Origin of the sequence: Paenibacillus amylolyticus (genome assembly GCF_050990605.1) — a bacterium.
GTDB classification, from domain to species: Bacteria; Bacillota; Bacilli; order Paenibacillales; family Paenibacillaceae; genus Paenibacillus; species Paenibacillus amylolyticus_H.
The window spans coordinates 3,901,061-3,919,051 of record NZ_CP158832.1 but is presented as its reverse complement, the minus strand read 5'-3'; the positions used below and the strand labels follow the sequence as shown (position 1 = coordinate 3,919,051).

The following is a 17,991-nucleotide window of genomic DNA, read 5'->3' as shown; positions in this document are numbered from 1 at the left end:
TAACCTAAATTAAAGGGAGCATTCTGTATAAAATGTCACGTTTATCTTAAAGTTTTTACAGAATGCTCATCTTTTCATCTATTATTTTATCGTGGCCTTGGTAAGGGGGAGCTAGAATGAAATCGGATAAAATCTCGGAAGCCGTGGTACGACGTCTGCCTGTATACTTGCGTTATTTGAGCGAGTTGCATCAGCGTGAGGTAGCTACTGTTTCTTCTCAAGAGCTTGGACAGAGGCTGGATCTGAATCCGGCCCAAATTCGTAAAGATCTGGCTTACTTCGGTGATTTTGGTCGTAAAGGGATCGGGTATGATGTATCCTATTTGATCGAGAAAATTCGTCACATTCTCAAAATCGATCAGCAAATTAATGTAGCTCTTGTAGGCGCGGGTAACCTCGGACAGGCTTTGTCCAACTACAATGCATATCTGAAAGATAACATGAAGATTGTTGCTGTGTTTGATGCATATGGACCGAAGATTGGTAGTCAAATCAACAGTTTGACGGTAAAACCAATGAATGAATTGACGGAAGCGGTTAAAACGGATAACATCCGCATCGGAATTATCACGGTACCGGATACGGAAGCCCAAAATGTAGCGGATCAGCTGATTGAATCCGGAATCGAAGCGATCCTTAATTTTGCACCAACCATTCTAAAAACACCGCCACATATCCGCATTCACCATGCTGATTTTACAACGGATCTGCTTAGTTTGGCCTATTACTTGGAGACTGGAAAGGACGACGAGGAAGATGACAACAAATAGATGGGTAATCCACAACGGCAAATTTGCCGTTAATGAAGGCGCAACCTGGAACGTGGTTCAAGGATACATGGTTGTCGAGAATGACAAGATTGTGCATATTGGTGAGACATTGCCGGATGGAGACAACAACTGTACCAAAGTGGATGGAAAAGGATTGTTCTTCCTGCCGGGTCTGATCAATACGCATGGTCATGCAGCGATGTCATTGCTTAGAGGGCACGGAGATGATCTTGCGTTGCAAGTATGGTTGCAGGAAAAAATGTGGCCGATGGAAGCGAAAATGACTTCAGAAGACGTATACTGGGGAACTTCGCTATCCGTGCTTGAAATGTTGAAAGGCGGAACCACAGCGTTCCTGGACATGTATGATCACATGGATCAAGTTGCCAAAGTGGTGGAACAATCCGGCGTTAGAGCAGCACTGGCACGTGGTGTAATCGGGCTGTGCTCGGAAGAAGAGCAATTGCGGAAGCTGGAGGAGTCGGCTGCGTTTGCACGTGAGTGGAACGGACAGGCAGATGGTCGCATTACAACTGTAATCTCGCCACATGCACCATATACATGCCCTCCTGACTACATAGAGAAGCTTGTACAGGTCGCGAATGACCTAAACCTTCCCCTTCATACACATATGTCGGAAACGCTTCGTGAAGTCGAGCAGAACGTGGCCGATTATGGACTGCGTCCTGTGGCACATCTGGAGAAACTGGGCTTTTTCTCCCGTCCATCCCTGGTTGCACATGCGGTGCATCTGAATGACGAAGAGATTGAGATTCTGGCCCGTCATGATGTGGCTGTATCCCATAACCCGGGTAGTAACCTGAAACTTGCTTCCGGTGTTGCGCGGGTACCTGCATTGCTGAAAGCAGGAGTTACCGTGTCACTCGGAACAGACGGACCGGCAAGCAATAACAACCTGGATATGTTCGAGGAAATGAGACTGGCTGCATTGATCCATAAAGGTGTATCTGGTGACCCGACGGCAGTGCCAGCAGGCGAAGCGTTACTACTTGGAACGTCATACGGTGCCAAATCAATCTTCTTGAACAATACCGGAGCGCTTCAGGTCGGCATGAAGGCAGATTTTATCGCCCTGGACATTGAACAGGCACACTTCTATCCACATACAGACCTGATCTCACATACGATCTACTCGGCTTCTGCCAAAGATGTGGAGCACGTATGGGTGGATGGAAAACAAGTGGTGAAGCACGGCGAATGTCTGACGCTGGATGAAGAGCGCATTTTGCGTGAGTCTCAATTGGCATTTGATGGTCTGCTTGCTCGTTAATTGCAGGACAGAGCATCATAGGGAAAGGAAGTTCGGCTTTTGAAGAAAAAAAAGAAGTGGATATGGATTTCGCTGCTTGCACTGGTTCTGATTCTGTTTGGACTTCAGCGTTATTACGTCCATGTCACGCAGGATCAGCGCAAGGAAGAAGCGCTCGCCATACAGGCAGCACAGGAGCAACTGGGCATTACATCCTATGATGAATTGCGAAAGTACATTTGGGGAGATAAAGAAGGCTCTGACAACATCTACTGGACCCTGATTGGCAAAAACAAGGATAACCAGGATGTTATGGTCTGGGTTAAATTCGATGCAAACAATCAACCTGCTACAGGAGCAAACGCTGTACACAGTGAGCTGCTGCAGAATGGCATGTCCGAAGCGCAGATCCGCAATCGCTTTAGTTCTGAGGTTCCTGCTGGTGAGATTAAACGAATCATGCCCGGAGTTGTGAATGGAATATATGTGTGGCAAGTGTATTATAAAGACGGTACGCATAACCACTATCGCTTTTATCGTTTTAGAAATGGAGAACAGGTGGACCTGGTCTACACACTCCCGAACAGCTAGAACAAATAGATTGACATAGAGAATTAAAGAAATGAAAGAACCGGCAGACGGATATCCGCTGAACCGGTTCTTTGTGTTGCCTGTAAACAGTTTTGATTTAAATAGTTAAAATTAATAATTTATTCATATTTTCGCCTTCGAAATTGTATATACGATGTGATATACTCAGATATGTACTCAAAGTTACATTCAAAACAAATAAACCTGTCGAAAATATCGCAGGAGTCAATGTGCTCATATTCGTATATACCAATAAGCCAGTAGGTTAGGCCAAAATCTGGGAGGGGTAATTCACTTGAAGCTAAAAGTATTGCCTATTGCTTTAACTGCCGTCATTTCAGCCGTTGTGTTGTTTGGAGGTTGGTTTGTGTATCGTCAGGTGGCTGTACAGAGTCCCATTGAAAAGATGGTTACCCAGTACGATGGAGTCAATGACGTTCAATTAACTATTAACCGCAATGACGTACAATTGAAACTGGATCTGCAACCTGATGTTGATTTGGGCAGACTGGTCCAATATATTCACAAAGAAGGACAGACGTTAATTGGAACACGTTCACTAAAGTTGGATGTTGTGGATCATTCCAGTGAAGCACTGGAGAGTTGGTGGGGAGATGCGATGTTTACTGTAGCTCAGGCGATGGAGAACAAGCAGTACACCGAGATTACACCAATGTTGTCAAAGATGGCGACGAATGGAATTAAGGTAAATACAGCGATGGATGACAACAATGTATATGTCAGTCTCAGAGACGGAGATGCCAGCAAGTTTATTATTCTGCCGCGTGTGCCCGGTCAGATAGGAGTGTGGCCTAATGCCTAAGTGGACAAAAGAAGTTGCCATCGGATTTTTTCCCGTATTGATTATTTTCCTTGCTTTTACTGGTGTTAATATTGTTCCGATTCTGATTGCGGCATTACTTGTCGGAGGTTTGCTGTTCATGATGCAAATGCGTGGCGGGATTACAGTAGGCGCTGCACAGGAACGTAAACGGAAGAAAAAAGGACCTTCCAAGCTTACTTTTGAAGAAATTGGCGGACAGGATAGTGCCAAGCAGGAATTGCGTGAAGCGCTTGACTTTCTCATCAAACATGAAGAAATCCGCAAGTTCGGGATTCGCCCTTTAAAAGGGATCTTGCTGACAGGCCCTCCAGGGACAGGGAAAACGCTGATGGCCAAAGCTGCTGCCCATTACACAGATTCCGTCTTTGTAGCAGCTTCGGGTAGTGAGTTCGTGGAAATGTATGTTGGTGTGGGTGCCAGCAGAATTCGGGATTTGTTCAAGGATGCGAGAACCCGTGCCACCAAGGAAAATAAGGAAAATGCCATTATCTTTATCGATGAAATCGATGTCATCGGGGGTAAACGTGAAGGCGGTCAGCAGCGTGAATATGATCAGACCTTGAATCAGCTCCTGACAGAAATGGACGGAATCTATTCTTCCGATACACCAAGAATTCTGGTTATTGCTGCAACGAACCGCAAAGAAATGCTGGATAGCGCCCTGACGCGTCCGGGACGTTTTGACCGTCATATTCAAGTGGATTTGCCTGACAAGAAGGGCAGAAAGCATATTCTGGAACTGCATGCTGTGAATAAACCTCTGATGAAGGAAGTGAATTTGGAGAAGACAGCCGAGGAATCGTATGGTTTTTCTGGTGCACAGCTCGAAAGTGTTATGAATGAAGCAGCAATATACGCCATGCGGGACGGACTGTTAAACATCGAACAGCGGCACTTGTCTCTGGCTATTGATAAAGTCATGATGGGTGAGAAGACAGATCGTGAGTCCAGTGTGGAAGAGAAGAAAAGGGTCGCCATCCATGAATTGGGACATGCCATTATGGCTGAACTCGTGCGTCCAGGCAGTGTTAGTCAGGTGGCGCTCAGTCCACGTGGACAGGCGCTGGGATATGTACGTCATAACCCACAACAAGAACAGTTCCTCTATACGAAGCGCTTTCTGGAAGAGCAGATCATGATTGCACTCGGAGGAGCAGCTGCAGAGGAAATGTACTACGGTGGACGTTCTACAGGGTCACGCAATGACTTTGAACAGGCGACCAATGTCGTACAGACCATGATGGCTTCGGGGCTGACTTCACTCGGGATTGTGAACATGGATATGGTAACAACTGAGGAACTGATGAGAGAGAATAAATTAATTCTGCAAGAACTGATGGAACAGACAAAGCGCTTGCTTGAAGAACAACGGACAATTTTCGACAATTCACTCGACATCTTGATTCGTGAGGAAGTTTTGTCTGGCGAACAATTTCGTTGTCAATTTCGTGACAGTGCCCTTTTACCAGCATAATTTATTTATGCTGGTTATTTTTTTTTACATTTCACTCGTGCTAAGATATTATTATATGTTGGGTCGAAATTTGTAATTTTCGGCGAACAGGGTACAATAGAGAAATAGAGAACCGAAAGGATGGAGCAGAACCATGTTTTTCAAAAAAATAGGAGTTGTCGGCGGCGGTACGATGGGGCAAGGTATTTCCCAAATGCTCGCAGCCAAAGGACTTGATGTGCTTCTCGTGGAGCATACAACACAAAAGCTGGATCATGCATATGACATGATCGAGACCAATCTGGATAAACAACTGGAGAAATGGGCGATTACCAAAGCGGAGAAGAAATTGATTCTTTCCCGTATTACCAAGGTAGCTCATTTAGCTGAACTTGGAACTTGCGACATGGTCATTGAGACAATTTCAGAAGATCTGGATGCGAAAAAAACAGTATTCAGCCAACTGGACCAAGTTTGCCCAAGCAATGTCATTCTGGCAAGTAATACATCCACGCTGAGTTTGACCGAGCTTGCAAGCTCGACCAAATACCCAGAGCGTGTTATTGGTATGCACTTTATTCACCCGGTATCCCGGGTTGATCTTGTAGAGATTATTCGTGGACTGAAAACTTCGGATACAACATTCGAAGAGACTAGACGTTTTGTTGAAGAAGTGGCGGACAAAAAAGGAGTTATGATCTATGAATCACCTGGATTCGTAACTTCCCGTTTGATCTGCCTGCTGATTAACGAAGCGTTGCATGTATTGCAAGAAGGTGTTGCATCTGCTGAAGATATCGATGATGCAATGCGTATCGGATACAACTTCCAACATGGACCACTCGAAATGGCTGACCGTTTCGGATTGGATTCTGTTGAAGCTGCACTCGAAAGAATGTTCCGTGAATTCGGAGAGTTGAAATATCGTCCTTCTACAGTCCTGAAGAAAATGGTGCGAGCAGGACACCTGGGTGCCAAAACAGGTGAAGGATTCTTCAAGTACGACAAGGATGGTGACCGACTGTGAAAGTACTCGTAATTAATGCGGGGAGTTCCTCGCTCAAATATCAACTGTATAATATGACGGACGAATCTGTTCTGGCTAAAGGTCTGGTAGAGCGGATCGGAATGGATTCCTCCATTCTGACACACAAACCGACAGGCCGTGAGGATGTTACAGAAGTTAGCGAGATTCTGGAGCATACAACAGCGATCCGTAAAGTCATTGATATTTTGACTCACAAAGAAAATGGTGTACTGGATTCTGTAAGTGAAATTCAAGCTGTTGGACACCGGGTTGTTCACGGTGGGGAAGCATTTAAAGAATCTGCACTGGTAGATGATGCTGCTAAAGCTGAAATTCGTCGTTTGTTCGACTTGGCTCCACTTCATAACCCTGCAGCAATGATGGGTATTCGTGCGGCTGAAGCCAATATGCCTGGTGTGCCACAGGTTATGGTCTTTGATACAGCGTTCCATCAGACGATGCCTGAAAAAGCTTATCTGTATGCTATTCCGCGTGTACTTTACAAAAAATATAAAGTACGTCGCTACGGCGCACATGGTACTTCCCATGATTTCGTAAGCAAGGCTGCTGCTGAGTATCTGGATCGTCCAGTGGAGGATCTGAAAATCATCACTTGTCACGTGGGTAACGGGGGTAGTGTAACAGCAGTTAAAGGTGGCGTATCCGTGGATACTTCGATGGGTATGACTCCGCTTGAAGGACTGATGATGGGAACTCGTTCTGGTGACCTTGACCCAGCCATCGTACCTTATGTCATGAACAAGGAAGAACTGAGCGTAAGCGAAGTGAACTCCATGTTGAACAAACATAGTGGATTGCTTGCGATCTCCGGAATCAGCAGTGACATGCGTGAGATTACGGAAGGTATGGAGAATGGCGATGCTAATTCTACGCTTGCTTTTGAAATGTACGAATACCGTCTGCGTAAATACATCGGATCATATGCAGCTGCAATGAACGGTGTAGACGTGATCGTCTTTACAGCTGGTGTAGGTGAGAACTCCGTTGTTCTTCGCCAAAAAGTATGTGAGCAGCTCACTTATCTGGGTGTTGAACTGGATGAAGCGTTGAATGCCATTCGTTCTGGCGAACCACGCCGGATCACAACAGCGTATTCCAAAGTGGAAGTTCTCGTTGTGCCAACAAACGAAGAATTGGTAATTGCACGTGATACACATCGAATCGTATTGAATTCTCAGTAATCTAACTGTAAAGTAAATATAGAATGACAAGGAAGTGCAGAGGACAGGCATAAGCCTGCCCGCTGCATTTTCAAATTCAGGAACCAAGGGGAGATATGGGCATGAATACGAATTGTGTAATTCGTAATGTGAACGAGCATGTGGGCCAAACCGTAACAATCGGTGCCTGGATTAACAACAAACGTTCCAGCGGTAAAATTCAGTTTTTGCAGCTACGTGATGGAACCGGATATATCCAAGGGGTTGTTGTAAAAAGTGAAGTTAGTGAAGAGATCTGGAACAATGCCAAGAGTCTGACACAAGAAAGCTCTTTGTATGTTACAGGTATTATTCGTGAGGAACCTCGCAGTGCGTCCGGTTACGAGATGACTGTTACAGGGGTTGAGATCATTCACCTGACTGAAAACTATCCCATTACACCTAAAGAGCACGGTGTTGATTTCTTGATGGATCATCGTCATCTGTGGCTTCGTTCTACGAAGCAACGTGCGGTTATGGTGATTCGTGCAGAGATTATTCGCGCTGTTCAGCAGTTCTTTGATGGTAACGGATTCACACAAGTTGATCCTCCGATTTTGACACCATCGTCTGCGGAAGGAACAACGAACCTGTTCCACATCAAATACTTTGATGAAGATGCTTATCTTACACAAAGTGGTCAATTATATATGGAAGCCGCAGCCATGGCGCTGGGTAAGGTATATTCCTTCGGTCCAACATTCCGCGCAGAGAAGTCCAAAACACGTCGTCACTTGATTGAGTTCTGGATGATTGAGCCGGAAATGGCATTTGTAGATCACGAGGAAAGTCTGCGCGTACAAGAGAAATTTATCGCTCATGTCGTTCAATCCGTGGTGAAAAACTGCCGTGCAGAACTGGAATCTATCGGTCGTGACGTATCCAAACTCGAAGGCATGGTAGCGCCATTCCCACGAATTACGTATGATGAAGCAATTGAATTCCTGCATGGACAAGGCTTTGATATTCCTTGGGGAGAAGACTTTGGTGCACCGCACGAAACAGCAATTGCTGAGAAGTACAATACGCCTGTCTTTATCACGCATTATCCTGCTGGAATCAAGGCATTTTACATGAAACCAGATCCGAATCGTCCAGAAGTTGTTCTCTGTGCGGATATGATTGCACCAGAAGGTTATGGAGAGATTATTGGCGGTTCTCAGCGTATTGATGATCCGGAATTGATGCAACAACGTTTTGAGGAGCACAATCTCTCGGATGAAGCTTACCAATGGTATCTGGATTTGCGTAAATACGGATCGGTTCCTCACTCCGGTTTCGGTCTGGGATTGGAGCGGACGGTAGCATGGATCTGTGGATTGGATCATGTTCGTGAAACAATTGCATTCCCACGTATGCTCTATCGTCTGTACCCTTAATGCTTAACCGAGGAGCGTCTATGGAAGACACCACATCCAAAGCTTGGTTGGATGGAGCAGCTTATGGCATGACTTCGGGTACAGCCCATCTGCCGTATGCCTTGTTACGTTTTTATCACCAGCTTGGCCTATCAGATGCAGAAGTGCTTCTTCTGATTCAACTGCTAGGGTTCCGTCAGGCAGAGTTCAATGAGTTTCCCACGCTTGAAGAGCTTGCGGCGCGCATGGGACTTGCAACTGAAGGCATTGCAAGAATGTTGCAACGTCTGATGAGGGATGGGTATATTGCTATTGACGAGCACCGTGACGAAGAACGGGACATCCAGTACGAGCGATATGATTTACATGGATTATATGCCAAGCTTGCAGCGTGCACTGCCGAAGAAGTAGCCGCATTCCGTGCGGAGCAGCAGAGCAGCAATACAGCACGTCAAGATTCGAACAGTGTTCAAAAAGAAGAGGAAGAACGGAACATGTTCTCCATTTTTGAAAAAGAATTCGGACGTCCTCTCTCCCCAATGGAGTGTGAGACGATATCCAGCTGGTTGGATCAGGACCGTTATCAAGAGGAATTGATTCTAATGGCTCTGAAGGAAGCGGTTTTTGCAGGCAAAGTACATTTCCGGTATATCGATCGAATACTGCTTGAGTGGAGTCGTAATCGTGTCAAGACCGTTCAAGACGCAAAGGCGTACACGCAGCGGTTTCGTAATGGTGGACGTTAATTCAAGTGTAGACAGGACAAGAAACAGGCCAGAAGTCATTCTGTGCCTGTTTTTTTGGGGTTATAGATTGGATGAGTTATCAGTAACATCAACCTTTCAGGCAATGATTTCACTTTGTTTTACAAAAAAATTGATGGATTACGCAGGGGTTAACACACAAGCTGTCGTCTATTGTATTGGAGAGGAGGGGAGAGTTATTGATGAAGCGCGCGTAATCGAACAAATCCGTCAAGGAGATACATCCCAGATGCGTACTCTGATTGATAAGTATAGCCAGCACGTATACCATGTGTCCTATTCCGTACTCAGGAACGATCAGGAAGCACAGGATGCAGCTCAGGAGGCGTTCATACAGATGTATAAGTCTCTCCCCGACTACCGTTCTGAAGGTTTCAAAACGTGGTTAACCCGAATTGCCTTTCACAAAGCGATTGATGCCAAACGCAAGCTGGGCAGACGAACTGCTGAGGATCTGGGTGGAGAAGAAAAAATAATAAACATGCCCGGACGGGATGAAGACGTTCTTACCCGTCTCGTTCGTGAAGAGCGTCAGGATAAACTTCGCGAACGAATTAATCAGTTGCCTGCTCAGCATCGTGACATTATCACTGCGTATTATCTAAGCGAAAAAAATTATGAGCAGATTGCCAGTGATGCACAGGTGGCCGTGAAAACCGTGGAATCCCGCTTGTATCGTGCCCGGCAGTGGATTCGTAAACATTGGAAGGAGGATGAATGGCGTGAGTAAACAGGAGAAGTATACCGCTGAGCAATGGACGGATTATATTGAAGGCCATATAAGTGAAACTCAAGCGAACCAAATGGAACAGCTTCTGATGAAAGACCCGGATGCGATGGACAGTTATCTGGAAGCACTCGGCATCCATGAGGAACTGCCTCCGCTACATGACCCGACAGGGTTTGCGGATTCAGTCATGCATCGGATTGAGGGTATTCAATCCTCCAAGGTACAACGTAAATCCCGTGCTGGACGAAACCGACGCTGGCTTGAACATAAAGTGTTCCATTACGCGGTAGCGGCCTGTTTGACATTGATCTTCCTCTCGTCTGGACTTTTTGACAAGGTAGCACCCTATCACAAGTTCCAGGAAGGCGACCACAGAGGGTCTTTTACGGAGAAATGGACGGAGGCAGCCACATCATGGCTGGATAACTTCAAGCCCAAACCATAAATAGTTTCGCATTGCCTGAAAAGAAAGGATGACGACTGTGCACTCAGATCGTAACAAATTACTCGCATTTCTATTAAACCTGATACCCGGTCTTGGTTTTATGTATTGGGGTCGAGCCGCAAGAGCCGTGATCTATCCATTGCTTTTCTTCGGAACAGCTGTTGGCTCATTCATGATAGCAATGGTCTTTAATGAACAAGATTTAATGATTATCGGTGCACTTTTTGCCGCTTTCTTCTGGGGAATCAGCATGCTGGACATCATCATTGTGCTCCTCCGTGCGCCTTCTGCCCGCGATGCTCATTACAGGGGATACGGAGCACATTACGGACCACAACATCCAGGAGCAGCCTATCAGGGAGTACACATGGGTCAGCAAGGGCCTATGGAGCAGATGAATGAAGAGGAGCTGCATCAGCATCCTGGTGGTGAATATGGTCATCATGAGGGTGCCTATGGTCAACCCATGTATCGAAAAGGCAGTGAGGGTGAACGATTCTTCACCATTTTGCTCTCATTTGTTCCGGGATTGGGCCACCTTCATCTGGGATTGTTGCATCGCGGATTGTCGTTTCTGATGGCGTTCTTTGGTTCATTTGCCATGATGGTTTTTGTGGCTTCGATCACCAATGAATCGGTATTCTTGATGTTCCTACTCATTCTGCCTGTAATATGGGTATACTGCATGTTTGATGCGGTGCAGCATGTCCATCGTAAGCAGGCTGGTGAGGTGTTGCAGGATCGCACATTATTCGAGGAATTGGAAATGGGCAGAGTAGCGGGACGACGTAGCAAAGTGCTTGCGACGCTGCTATCCGCTTTTCCAGGTGCGGGTCATCTCTATCTGGGATTGCAAAAAAGAGGCATGCAATTAATGTTCCTGTTCCTTGCAAGCATCTATGTGCTGGACCTGCTTCATTTATCGGTGTTCCTGTTCATGATTCCGTTGATCTGGTTCTACAGCTTCTTTGACGGGCTACAGTGCTCCAGTCGCTATGGACGCGAGCCTTTGGTTGATCAACCGATCTTCAAGGATTGGGCCCGCCATCAGCGTCTGATAGGATTCGGAATTGCAGCGCTGGGTCTGTATTATCTCGCGATCCGACTTGTCATTCCACAGCTGAATGAGCTGTTCCCAAATGCCTTTATGACGTATGAGATCCGTTCCTATTTGAACACCGTCATCGTATCCTTGCTGCTCATTTTTGGTGGCTTGAAGCTGCTGTTTGGCAAGCAGCGGGGAGCAGCCACGAATCATGCGCTTCATCGGAATGACGAAGAAGCAGAGAGCCTCTTTTTATTCAAGGATCGGGATGATCGACTGTAATGTACTATCCAAGTTGAATGAAAGATTATTTACACTACACTTCGATGACAGAACAACCTTCCAATCGCTGTTATCCCCAAACAAAGAAACACGCCGAGGCTATCTATACCAGCCTGTGGCGTGTTTTTGGTTGTGCCGCTTTGATTTGTAATAAATGATTGCTATTTCATAGCACCCTTCAGCAGAAGTTGACGGTACATCACTTCGAATAGGAATTCGAAAGCTTCCAGATGGCGTTTTGCTTCAAAAGCATCTTTGCCCCACGCATATATGCCGTGATTACGAAGCAAGATTCCTGGCACTTTGGCATCAAGAACATCCGGGACCAATTCAGCAATGGAAGGAATGTCTGCAAAGTTAGGCAGAACAGGTACACGAATCTCCGCATTTTCTTCCCAGATGTTAAAAGCCTTAATTAGTTCGATGCCCTGAATCGGCACTTGACCATCTGCGCCAAAGAATTCGCTAATCAGGTTGTTAAACACGGTATGCACGTGGAATACAGCACCGCAGCCGGTCAAACGATAGATTTCACAGTGAATCAACGTCTCGGCACTGGGTTTCAACGTAGTTGTCTCAATGGCTTTGCCGTGTTTGTCCACAAAAAGGAAGTCTTCCGGTGTGCGCAGAGATTTGTCCTTGCCTGAGGCAGTAACCGCAAAATAAAATTGCTCCGGGTCAAAATCTCCTACACGCATCGACAGATTGCCACTTGTTCCAGGGAACCAGTTACGACTGGCGAACAACGCTTTAATATCAGCCAGTTCTTCAAGGACCTGACGTTTGTGTTCCAATGTAATCTTTTCAAAGCCCATCGTTTACAGCACTCCTTGTGTTTGCTTCTGTTTCATATCTTCGATGATATCGTAAAAGGTAGCGAATGGCACATGGTCCACACCAAGTTCAATACATTTGTCCGTCAAAATGGAGCGGGAATAGACGAGATCGGCGATCTTGGCACCTTCAAAATCCGTCAAACTGTCTCCAATAAGAATTCGATTATACTGTTCTTCCGGGAAGGTACGAATCACGGTTATTTTACACATACCGCACCCATTCTCACAAGGAGGTTGGCAGGGATTCGGCCATTCAATCCGAATGGTTTCACCAGAGAAGTCAGCTCCGTTGCAATAGACATGATCCTTAGGGATATCGAATGGCGCGAGTAAGGGTTCGATAAAGAAGTCCATACCACCGCTGGTCACATTAAATTCGATACCTTCGCTGCGAACATAGTCAAGAAACTCGCTGAATCCTTCACGAATGCCCGCTTGTCCAAGCACAAATTCCACAATCTCATCTTTTTGCGATGCAGGCAACAGAGCGAACATGGCTCCAACACCTTCACGCAGCGAGATGTTCTGCTCAATCGTATCTTTCATAATCGCTTCAATGCCCTCAGGCTTGAAATGTTTCATGATCGCTACGATGTTGTCCGAGAGGGTAATCGTACCATCAAAGTCACAGAAAATGACTGTTTTCTTATCACTTCTCATCGTTCGCCACCCCACAGATCCAGTGCGCTTTTGAGCTCCGGATGCTCAGTTGCATATTGCGCAAGTGGTATGGAGCGCTGAGCTGCCTCAATGGCTTGCAGGAATGCCCGTCCGCCTGCCTCAGTGCCCATTGGATGCCCATGAATACCGCCGCCAGCATTAACGATGACATCTGTGCCAAAGTCGCGCAAAATAAGCGGTACAAGGCCTGGATGGATGCCTGCTGAAGGTACTGGCATACTGGTTCTCACCGGCAGATCAGATGACAACAGCTGCTCGGTGATCGCCATATTTTCTTCCTTCGGCATCGTAACCGATCCATATGGAGAAGGGAAGAGCACCAGATCGGCACCCGCAAGACGCATCAACTGGCCAAGTACAACCGAAGCCGAGATACCGTAATGTGGTGAAGGATACAACGCACCTGCAAGAGCAGGGTGAGCCATAATCGGCACATTAATATCAGGATCACTGCTGAGTTCATGCAGGACATCATAACCGTAAGACAATACGTTGAATAACAATGCATTCGCTCCTGCGCCAATGGCACGTTCAGCCTGCTGCTTCAGACGAGACGTAGGTCCTGTGAGATTGGTTGCATACAGAAGTTTCTTGCCTGTCTCCTGGCGTGCCTGTTCGGCAGCTTTCATACAGACTTCAACTCTTTTTTCGATAGGTGTCAATTTATTCTCGAACAGAATTTCATCGTCCTTGATCAGATCAACGCCACCAAGTGCCTGACGAATAAATTGTTCACGCAGTTCATCTGCGTCCAGTCCAATCACCGATTTGAAGATACTCATTAACAGTGGACGGTCATGTACACCAAGCAGATCACGAACACCATTGAGTCCAAATTTGGGTCCTGGAAATGCACGGAGGAATCCATCCGAGAAACCAAGCTTTGTCAATTTGATCCGTCCATCCATTGAGATCTTGCCAAAGACCGTCACGAGCAGGGCAGGGATATCACGGCTGAAGTTCACATCCGGATATCCGATGGTAATATCGGCGTAACGCTCACCCGCAGCCATGCCTTCAGCTTCATGTACTTCTACGCTGATGACTTCACCGAGATGCTTCTGCATCGCTTCACGCTGGGCTTGTGGCAACTCCGTCCAGCTACCCACGGTCATGCCAATCGCGATGGACTGAGCCTTCTTGCGGAAGTCTGCATGATCATCATGCAGACGATATGTGGCTGTGCACATGTTATTCATTTTAAATCCCCTTCCAAAGCAGCTCCCATCTCCCGTGAGCGCTCTGCACAGCGGTTGACGGCTGCGATTACATTTTCAAAGAAATCTCCTTCGTCCAGCGTCTTCAATGCTGCCTGCGTTGCCCCTCCCGGGGATGTTACATCACTACGAAGCTTCATCGGTTCCAAACCGGTTTGTTGTACCATACGGGACGCGCCCAGCACCGTCTGGACAGTGAGATCACGAGATTGCTGGCTGGATAAGCCACCACGAATACCTGCGGCAATCATGGCCTCCATTAAATAGTATACATAAGCAGGGCCGCTTCCGGAAATCCCTGTGAGCACTTCGAGTTTATCTTCAGGCACGATGGTCACGATACCAACCGCTTCAAACATGGTCATCACCGTACTGCGCTGCTCATCCGTAATCTCCGCAGAGAAGGCAAGCCCGGTTGCACCAAGTCCAATGGTACTGGATGTATTCGGCATGGTTCTGGCAATTGGCTGTTTACGACCAAGCAAGGACTGCATCGTGCGGATTGATAATCCGGCAATGACAGACACGATCAGTTGATCAGGTGATAACAATGGACCGAGTTCGCGCAGCGCTGCGGCAGCATCTTTCGGTTTCATACACAGTACAATGACCGGAGTGGAGGCAAGATGATCCAGAGATTGTGAGGCTGTTCCGGTGTGTACTGCATAACGGGTACTGAGCTCCTCCTGACGTTTCTGGTTGCTGCGGTTCAGCATCGTAATATCCTGAGGACGAACGACTAGGCGGGAGATCAGTCCGCGCACGATGGCCTCAGCCATCGCACCTGCTCCGTGGAAAGTAATCTTTTGTTGTAGTAACGTCTGTTGCTCTTGACTCATATTTATCGTTCCTCCTATATAACTGGTGCTGAAATATTATTGACGAATCTGTCCATTGCCGGTAATCCGATATTTGGTTGATGTGAGTGCTGGCAGTCCCATCGGTCCGCGTGCATGCAGTTTCTGAGTACTGATCCCGATCTCGGCTCCATAGCCGAATTCGTATCCGTCAGTGAAGCGCGTGGATGCATTGTGATAAACGGCTGCTGCATCCACATCATGCATGAAGCGTTCTGCATGGGCTGTATCCCGGGTTACGATACATTCGGAATGTTTGGTTCCGTAATGGGCGATATGCTGCATCGCTTCGTCCAAGTTCTCGACCACACGGATATTCAAAATATAATCGTTATACTCGGTCGCATAATCTTCCTCGGTTGCCTCAACGGCGGAAGGGACAAGACGGCGCACCGTGTCGCAACCTTTCAAGATCACATTGGCCTCACGGAATTGCTCGGCAAGATCAGGCAGATGCTCTTCCGCATAAGCGGCATGCAGCAGTAACGTTTCCATGGAATTACATACCGATGGACGTTGTGCCTTCGCATTAATGGCAATTTCGGCTGCCATGACCGGATCAGCTGATTCATCCACATAGGTATGACAGATGCCTGCCCCGGTTTCAATAACAGGTACGGTTGCATTGGCAACCACATTACGAATGAGGGAGGCTCCGCCGCGTGGAATGATGACGTCCAGCAGTCCGTTCAATTTGAGCATTTCATCCACGGAAGCACGGTCTGCATCCTCAACCAGTTGCAGAGCATCCGCAGGCATGTCTGTCGTTGCCAGTGCCTGATGCAGCACATCCACAATTTTGCGGTTAGAGGAGAGGGCAGAGGAACCGCCGCGCAGAAGCACTGCATTACCTGTTTTGAGACATAGTCCGGCTGCATCCACGGTTACATTAGGACGAGCTTCGTAGATAATACCAATGAGTCCAATTGGCACTCTTGATTTTTCAACATGCAGTCCGTTTGGACGGGTGAATGTCTCCAATACTTCCCCGACTGGATCAGGCAGATCTGCAATCTGACGTAATCCCTCAGCAATGCCAGCAATGCGCTCCTTATTAAGTGCGAGTCGATCCAGCATCGATTCCGGTGTGCCTTGTTCTCTGCCGCGTTCCAGATCTTCGGCATTTGCTGTAATGATGGAATCCGTCTCGGTAATCAATGCATCTGCCATGACACGCAGGGCGTTATTTTTCTGTTCTGTATTCAATCGGTTCAGTTGTGGAACCGTGGCTTGAGCTTTGCTGGCTTTTTCTCTCACTTCACTCATCATAATTCCTCCTCATATATAAAATTGAGTATTTCAACCACTATATAACTTCATGTTTATTTTAATGTAATCCATTCGTCTCTATGAATAACCTCAAGTCTGTGGATACTGGCGAGTTGTTTCATCACTTCGCCACTGGGAAGTCCGGCAATGAGTCGAAGCTGGTCATCATCATAATTGACAATACCGCGACCAAGCAGGGTTTCATCCATTCCGATGACCTCTACAACGTCTCCTGCATGAAACGTTCCCAGTACCCGCTTGACTCCTACAGGCAGAAGACTATGCCCCCCATGGACAAGGGCCTCTTCGGCACCGTCATCCACAACGACGGTTCCCAGTGGAGTAGACATGAAGCCCAGCCACTGCTTTTTACGGGATAGGGAAGCGAGTCGTGTCTCAAAGTAAGTGCCTTTGCCCGTGCCATCAACCGCCTGCTGCATATCTCCAGGTTCTTTCACACTTCCTACAAATACGGGTACGCCTCCACGTGTAGCAACCTTGGCTGCATCAACTTTGGATCGCATTCCGCCTGTGCCAACCGATGATCCTGCGCCTCCGGCAAAAGCGTAGATCTCAGCCGTTATTTCGGGGATACGGTCGTAACGTATGGCAGACGGATCTTTACGCGGGTCAGCGGTGTACAATCCATTGGTATCCGTAAGTATGATCAGATGTTGTGCCTTCACCAGGTTCGCAACCAATGCGGACAACAGATCGTTATCACCAAACTTCAATTCGTCCACCGATACGGTATCATTCTCATTGAAAATCGGAATCACTCGCTGTTTGAGCAGCTCCTCCACGGTCATGCCTGCATTCCCCATACGTTTACGACTGTGAAAGTCTGTACGCGTTAACAGAATTTGTGCCGTAGTAACGCGGTGCGCTGCAAAAGCCTGTTGATATGCCTGCATCAATAATGCCTGCCCAACGGCCGCTGCAGCTTGTTTCTCATGCAACTGTTTAGGCCGCTGAGGGTAACCGATCTCCCGGAATCCGGCAGCTACCGCTCCAGAGGTGACCAGAAGTACTTCATGACCCTGATCAGCCAATGCTGCAATTTCTCCGGCAAAAAAAGTGATCGCACTGCGATCCAGACCGCCTTCTTCCGTGGTAAGCGAGCTGCTTCCAATCTTAACTACAATACGTGAAGTCATGGTTTCACTTCCTTAAACATGATTAATTAGTGCTTCTGGAGCAGGCTTTAGCGGGTACAAAAAAAACTCCCGCCCTTTAGTTAAAAAGGACGAAAGTTTGTTACTTCCGCGGTACCACCTTTATTGATGATCAGATCATCCGGCTTCATGCCCTGTAACAGAAGGCACTGTCCTG

General features: G+C 47.1%; 18 protein-coding genes and 1 other annotated feature (1 of these 19 running past the window's edge). Of the genes, 12 read left to right on the top strand and 6 right to left on the bottom strand.

Going from position 1 to position 17,991, the window contains the following annotated elements; all coding sequences use genetic code 11:
* Window positions 1-116 precede the first annotated feature (116 nt).
* The 12 genes from ABTV53_RS17455 to ABTV53_RS17400 all read left to right on the top strand — a co-directional run bounded on the left by ABTV53_RS17455 (window position 117) and on the right by ABTV53_RS17400 (window position 11,799).
* The gene (locus tag ABTV53_RS17455) at window positions 117-770 is read left to right on the top strand and encodes a redox-sensing transcriptional repressor Rex (RefSeq protein ID WP_062835163.1); all 654 of its coding nucleotides are present in this window, start codon (window positions 117-119) and stop codon (window positions 768-770) included.
* Window positions 757-2,061, top strand: coding sequence for an amidohydrolase (locus tag ABTV53_RS17450; protein ID WP_433744718.1), 1,305 nt, complete (start codon window positions 757-759; stop codon window positions 2,059-2,061). Before ABTV53_RS17455 ends, ABTV53_RS17450 begins: the two co-directional genes overlap by 14 nt.
* 39 nt (window positions 2,062-2,100) lie before the next feature.
* Entirely contained in the window at window positions 2,101-2,631 is a 531-nt protein-coding gene (locus ABTV53_RS17445; RefSeq protein WP_433744715.1) for a DUF5590 domain-containing protein, read from the top strand.
* 295 nt (window positions 2,632-2,926) lie between these two features.
* Window positions 2,927-3,454, top strand: a complete 528-nt coding sequence (locus tag ABTV53_RS17440; RefSeq protein WP_433744712.1) for a hypothetical protein — start codon at window positions 2,927-2,929, stop codon at window positions 3,452-3,454.
* Complete coding sequence (locus tag ABTV53_RS17435) at window positions 3,447-4,949, top strand: AAA family ATPase (protein ID WP_433744709.1); 1,503 nt, start codon at window positions 3,447-3,449, stop codon at window positions 4,947-4,949. The genes ABTV53_RS17440 and ABTV53_RS17435 overlap by 8 nt, the downstream gene beginning before the upstream one ends.
* Window positions 4,950-5,082: 133 nt before the next feature.
* Complete coding sequence (locus ABTV53_RS17430) at window positions 5,083-5,955, top strand: 3-hydroxyacyl-CoA dehydrogenase family protein (RefSeq protein ID WP_433744707.1); 873 nt, start codon at window positions 5,083-5,085, stop codon at window positions 5,953-5,955.
* On the top strand, window positions 5,952-7,157 hold the full coding sequence (locus ABTV53_RS17425) for an acetate/propionate family kinase (RefSeq protein WP_433744704.1): 1,206 nt from the start codon (window positions 5,952-5,954) through the stop codon (window positions 7,155-7,157). Before ABTV53_RS17430 ends, ABTV53_RS17425 begins: the two co-directional genes overlap by 4 nt.
* A gap of 101 nt (window positions 7,158-7,258) precedes the next feature.
* Complete coding sequence (gene asnS / locus ABTV53_RS17420; RefSeq protein ID WP_433744701.1) at window positions 7,259-8,554, top strand: asparagine--tRNA ligase; 1,296 nt, start codon at window positions 7,259-7,261, stop codon at window positions 8,552-8,554.
* A 20-nt stretch (window positions 8,555-8,574) separates the two neighbouring features.
* Entirely contained in the window at window positions 8,575-9,279 is a 705-nt protein-coding gene (locus ABTV53_RS17415) for a DnaD domain protein (RefSeq protein WP_433744698.1), read from the top strand.
* 247 nt (window positions 9,280-9,526) lie between these two features.
* Window positions 9,527-10,027, top strand: a complete 501-nt coding sequence (locus tag ABTV53_RS17410) for an RNA polymerase sigma factor (RefSeq protein WP_433744695.1) — start codon at window positions 9,527-9,529, stop codon at window positions 10,025-10,027.
* Window positions 10,020-10,472, top strand: coding sequence for a hypothetical protein (locus ABTV53_RS17405; RefSeq protein ID WP_433744692.1), 453 nt, complete (start codon window positions 10,020-10,022; stop codon window positions 10,470-10,472). The genes ABTV53_RS17410 and ABTV53_RS17405 overlap by 8 nt, the downstream gene beginning before the upstream one ends.
* A 37-nt stretch (window positions 10,473-10,509) precedes the next feature.
* Complete coding sequence (locus tag ABTV53_RS17400) at window positions 10,510-11,799, top strand: multi-tm2 domain protein (protein ID WP_433744689.1); 1,290 nt, start codon at window positions 10,510-10,512, stop codon at window positions 11,797-11,799.
* 161 nt (window positions 11,800-11,960) lie between these two features.
* On the opposite strand, the gene ABTV53_RS17395 is transcribed toward ABTV53_RS17400, so the two are convergent.
* From ABTV53_RS17395 to proB, 6 genes are read right to left on the bottom strand one after another with little or no spacing between them, the layout of a single operon-like run.
* Complete coding sequence (locus ABTV53_RS17395; protein ID WP_433744687.1) at window positions 11,961-12,614, bottom strand: methylthioribulose 1-phosphate dehydratase; 654 nt, start codon at window positions 12,612-12,614, stop codon at window positions 11,961-11,963.
* Window positions 12,615-12,617: 3 nt separating this feature from the next.
* On the bottom strand, window positions 12,618-13,295 hold the full coding sequence (locus ABTV53_RS17390) for a 2-hydroxy-3-keto-5-methylthiopentenyl-1-phosphate phosphatase (RefSeq protein ID WP_433744685.1): 678 nt from the start codon (window positions 13,293-13,295) through the stop codon (window positions 12,618-12,620).
* Window positions 13,292-14,515: a 2,3-diketo-5-methylthiopentyl-1-phosphate enolase gene (locus ABTV53_RS17385; protein WP_433744683.1), complete on the bottom strand. Its 1,224-nt coding sequence runs from the start codon at window positions 14,513-14,515 to the stop codon at window positions 13,292-13,294. The genes ABTV53_RS17390 and ABTV53_RS17385 overlap by 4 nt, the downstream gene beginning before the upstream one ends.
* Window positions 14,512-15,372 (bottom strand): pyrroline-5-carboxylate reductase, encoded by an 861-nt coding sequence (proC, locus tag ABTV53_RS17380; protein ID WP_036671976.1) that lies wholly within the window; start codon window positions 15,370-15,372, stop codon window positions 14,512-14,514. Before proC ends, ABTV53_RS17385 begins: the two co-directional genes overlap by 4 nt.
* A gap of 36 nt (window positions 15,373-15,408) precedes the next feature.
* Window positions 15,409-16,656 carry a glutamate-5-semialdehyde dehydrogenase gene (locus ABTV53_RS17375; RefSeq protein ID WP_433754257.1) on the bottom strand — a complete coding sequence of 416 codons (1,248 nt, stop codon included), beginning with the start codon at window positions 16,654-16,656 and terminating at the stop codon, window positions 15,409-15,411.
* Between the two features lie 56 nt (window positions 16,657-16,712).
* Window positions 16,713-17,816, bottom strand: coding sequence for a glutamate 5-kinase (proB, locus tag ABTV53_RS17370; RefSeq protein ID WP_433744679.1), 1,104 nt, complete (start codon window positions 17,814-17,816; stop codon window positions 16,713-16,715).
* Between the two features lie 82 nt (window positions 17,817-17,898).
* Window positions 17,899-17,991, bottom strand: a binding site (T-box leader) (it continues 122 nt past the right edge of the window).

What these genes read in the sequence shown, in the direction of transcription:
- ABTV53_RS17455 (WP_062835163.1), top strand. Translation starts at nt 117, where the DNA reads ATGAAATCGGATAAAATCTCGGAAGCCGTGGTACGACGTCTGCCTGTA.
- asnS (WP_433744701.1), top strand. Translation starts at nt 7,259, where the DNA reads ATGAATACGAATTGTGTAATTCGTAATGTGAACGAGCATGTGGGCCAA.
- ABTV53_RS17430 (WP_433744707.1), top strand. Translation starts at nt 5,083, where the DNA reads ATGTTTTTCAAAAAAATAGGAGTTGTCGGCGGCGGTACGATGGGGCAA.
- ABTV53_RS17385 (WP_433744683.1), bottom strand. Translation starts at nt 14,515, where the DNA reads ATGAATAACATGTGCACAGCCACATATCGTCTGCATGATGATCATGCA.
- ABTV53_RS17435 (WP_433744709.1), top strand. Translation starts at nt 3,447, where the DNA reads ATGCCTAAGTGGACAAAAGAAGTTGCCATCGGATTTTTTCCCGTATTG.
- ABTV53_RS17390 (WP_433744685.1), bottom strand. Translation starts at nt 13,295, where the DNA reads ATGAGAAGTGATAAGAAAACAGTCATTTTCTGTGACTTTGATGGTACG.
- ABTV53_RS17415 (WP_433744698.1), top strand. Translation starts at nt 8,575, where the DNA reads ATGGAAGACACCACATCCAAAGCTTGGTTGGATGGAGCAGCTTATGGC.
- proB (WP_433744679.1), bottom strand. Translation starts at nt 17,816, where the DNA reads ATGACTTCACGTATTGTAGTTAAGATTGGAAGCAGCTCGCTTACCACG.
- proC (WP_036671976.1), bottom strand. Translation starts at nt 15,372, where the DNA reads ATGAGTCAAGAGCAACAGACGTTACTACAACAAAAGATTACTTTCCAC.
- ABTV53_RS17410 (WP_433744695.1), top strand. Translation starts at nt 9,527, where the DNA reads ATGCGTACTCTGATTGATAAGTATAGCCAGCACGTATACCATGTGTCC.
- ABTV53_RS17375 (WP_433754257.1), bottom strand. Translation starts at nt 16,656, where the DNA reads ATGAGTGAAGTGAGAGAAAAAGCCAGCAAAGCTCAAGCCACGGTTCCA.
- ABTV53_RS17395 (WP_433744687.1), bottom strand. Translation starts at nt 12,614, where the DNA reads ATGGGCTTTGAAAAGATTACATTGGAACACAAACGTCAGGTCCTTGAA.
- ABTV53_RS17450 (WP_433744718.1), top strand. Translation starts at nt 757, where the DNA reads ATGACAACAAATAGATGGGTAATCCACAACGGCAAATTTGCCGTTAAT.